The 935-nt window shown below is 46.3% G+C and carries 1 protein-coding gene and 1 pseudogene; both read left to right on the top strand.

The window, feature by feature from the left end:
* Window positions 1-167: pseudogene (locus A3712_RS26975) on the top strand (diaminopimelate decarboxylase); the annotation flags it as partial.
* A gap of 11 nt (window positions 168-178) precedes the next feature.
* Window positions 179-935: diaminopimelate epimerase (dapF, locus tag A3712_RS19590; RefSeq protein WP_063524724.1), on the top strand; the 757-nt coding region annotated here is incomplete at its 3' end.

Genomic DNA, 935 nt, shown 5'->3' with positions numbered 1-935 from the left:
TGCTTGCGGTTCGTTCTGCCGGCGCTTATGGCTTCGTAATGTCCTCTAACTACAACACTCGTTCGCGTGCGGCTGAAGTGATGGTTGATGGCAACAAAACTCATCTAGTTCGTCAGCGCGAAGAGCTTACGAGCTTGTGGGAACTTGAAAACATTCTTCCGGAGTAATTTAAAGCGTTATGCACTTCCACTTTTCTAAAATGCATGGTTTGGGCAATGATTTCATGGTCGTGGACTGCATTACTCAAAATATTTTCTTTTCTCCAGATTTGATCCGTCGTTTGGCGGATCGTCACACTGGTGTGGGCTTTGATCAGCTACTTGTGGTTGAGGCTCCCTATGATCCAGAAACTGATTTCCATTACCGCATATTTAATGCGGATGGCAGTGAAGTGGAACAGTGTGGTAATGGTGCTCGTTGTTTTGCACGATTCGTTCGCATGAAAGGCTTAACGAATAAGTACAGCATCAACGTAAGTACTAAGAAAGGCAAAATGGTTCTCAAGATTGAAGAGAATGACCTGATCACCGTGAACATGGGTATTCCTGAGTTCGAACCAAGCAAGATCCCATTTAAAGCGAAGCAACCTGAAAAGACCTACATCCTAAGAACCGATGCACATACTTTATTCTGTGGCGCGGTCAGTATGGGTAACCCACATGTGGTGACCGTGGTTGATGATGTCGATACGGCTGATGTGGATACCTTAGGTCCTCTGCTTGAATCACATGAGCGTTTCCCTGAGCGTGTTAATGCTGGCTTTATGCAGGTGGTTAACCGTGAAGAAGTGCGTTTACGTGTTTATGAACGTGGTGCAGGTGAAACTCAGGCTTGTGGTAGCGGTGCCTGTGGTGCTGTTGCGGTTGGTATTACTCAAGGCTTACTGGCTGAGAATGTGAAGGTTAGCCTACCAGGCGGTGACTTACACATTAGCT

The organism is Vibrio sp. HI00D65 (assembly GCF_001635455.1).
Lineage (GTDB): Bacteria > Pseudomonadota > Gammaproteobacteria > Enterobacterales > Vibrionaceae > Vibrio.
Note: the sequence above shows the minus strand (reverse complement) of the source record. Positions and strands in the feature narration are given on the sequence as shown.